This is a genomic window from Cryobacterium sp. TMT2-10 (assembly GCF_004403075.1).
Classification (GTDB): Bacteria; Actinomycetota; Actinomycetes; order Actinomycetales; family Microbacteriaceae; genus Cryobacterium; species Cryobacterium shii.
Genome location: NZ_SOGW01000127.1, coordinates 1 through 1,896 on the forward strand (window position 1 = coordinate 1; position 1,896 = coordinate 1,896).

The 1,896-nt window shown below is 74.2% G+C and carries 2 protein-coding genes; one reads left to right on the forward strand and one right to left on the reverse strand.

Annotated features, from left to right (window positions below):
• Positions 1-539: hypothetical protein (locus E3T37_RS15825; protein ID WP_198416060.1), on the reverse strand; the 539-nt coding region annotated here is incomplete at its 3' end.
• Between the two features lie 583 nt (positions 540-1,122).
• Between E3T37_RS15825 and E3T37_RS15835 the strand changes: the two genes are divergently transcribed.
• A complete protein-coding gene (locus tag E3T37_RS15835) occupies positions 1,123-1,773 on the forward strand; it encodes an IclR family transcriptional regulator (protein WP_370261698.1) in 651 nt (216 codons plus the stop codon).
• The last annotated feature ends 123 nt before the right edge of the window (positions 1,774-1,896 follow it).

The window sequence follows — 1,896 nt, forward strand, 5'->3', positions numbered from 1 at the left end:
ACCGCCAGGGCGACGGATGCCGCGGCCGCCAGACCGCCGAGCAGCAGTCCGCCCGCTCCGGACAGCGCCAGGCCGTGCCCGCCGTGTGCCGCCGCGTGCACCGCGCTGTGCACCACGCCGTGCAGCACGCCGTCGCTGGCGGGGCTGCCCGCGGCGACCAGCCCCGCCGGGCCGGATGCGGTGACGGATGCGACGGTACCGGCACCTGTACCAGTAGCGGCCGGCAGCATGGCGACCCACATCACGGCCATCAGCAGCAGGGCTGTGGCATGGTGCGCGGCCGCGACTCGCCGTCGCCGGTCGAGCAGGGCCAGCAGCGCCGCGGCGACCATCAGCGCGACCCAGGCCAGCGGGTGCAACCCGGGCGTCCCCGGCAGGACCATGTCCACGGTCGAGGCCGCCATGAGCACCATGGCGGGCACGGCCACGAGGGTGCGGCCGGGTCCGCGCAGCGCGGCCAGCGCGCACACGACGCCCAGGCCGGCCGCCACGATGGCAGCGACCACGCACACGGACACGGACACCCAGATCGCACTCATTAGACCCCAAGATAGGGCGGTCTCGCCCGGGAGTCTTGCCTGTCGGCGCACGGATCCAGGGCGCCAGCGCACGGGTGTCTCACTCGTCCGGAGTTCCAGCGCGCCAGCGCACGCGTGTCTCACTCACCCGGAGTTCCGGCGCGCCAGCGCACGGTGGCCAACTCAGGAGATTCGCCATGAGACCCGGTTGCCGCCGCACTCGTCCGGGCGGAATCGGCCGCCCGCGACCGAATCTCCTGAGTTAGCCCCGGGAGGCAACGCATAACTCCTGCAATTCGGCCTCCGCCGCGGCAGGGTCCCCCGGAAATCCGCGGAAGTTGCTGCGCGGCCCGGCAATCTGCAGGAGTTAGCACGGGCGAAGGTTACGGGAGGTGGGAGGAGGCATGGGCGAGGGCGAGCGCGAGGGCATGGGCGAGGGCGAGGGCATGGGCGACGGCATGGGCGAGGGCGACGAGAACGCGGGGCCGCGGGGCCGCGGGGCCGCGGGTGCGAGAATGGCGACGTGTCGACGCCAACGAGTGAGATCAGCCAGCCCGCTGCGAAAGCGGTGCCGCATTCGCAGACCCTGTCCCGCGGCATCCGTGTGCTGGAGATTCTGGCGGACTCCGACACGCCCCTGACCATCGCCGAGGTGGCCGCCGCCCTCGGCGTGCACCGCTCGATCGCCTATCGAATCCTGCGCACGCTCGAAGACCACGGGGTCGTGATCCGGGATGCCGCCGGCGCGGTCCGACTCGGCCCGAGGATGGCCGCACTCGCCCGCGGCGTCTCCCGGGGCCTGCAGTCCGCGGCGCTGCCCGAACTGACGAGCGTCGCCAACGACCTAGGCATGACGGCGTTCGTCGCCGTGCTCGACCGGCGGGAGGTCGTCACCCTGGTCAGCGTCGAACCCAGGCAGGCGCATGCGACGGTCGCGCAGCGCCCGGGCACGCGGCATCCGCTCGATCGCGGGGCGCCGGCCATCGCCATCCAGTCGGTGCTCTCCGCTGACGAGTGGGCCGGGCTGGGCGACGAGGCGCGCCGCAGCGAGGCGCACTCCGTGCGAGAACGGGGCTTCGCCACCAGCCACGACGAGGTCATCCCGGGGCTGGCGTCGGTCGCCGTGCCGCTGACGGTTCCGGGCGAGGCGCCGGCAGCCCTCGCCGTGGTCTACCTCGGCACCGGGCGCAGCGCCGCCGAGATCGGCGCCCGGCTCACGGCTGCGGCCGCCGCCATCACCGCCGACCTGCGTTAGGCGCCCAGACTTCCAGCGGCCCGGTCCCGCGGCATCCCGCAGCATCCGGTCGGGGCCCGCGCCCTCGACCGGCATTCCGCCCGGCACGCCCGGCACGCCCGGCACGCCCGCCCGCAGCATCCG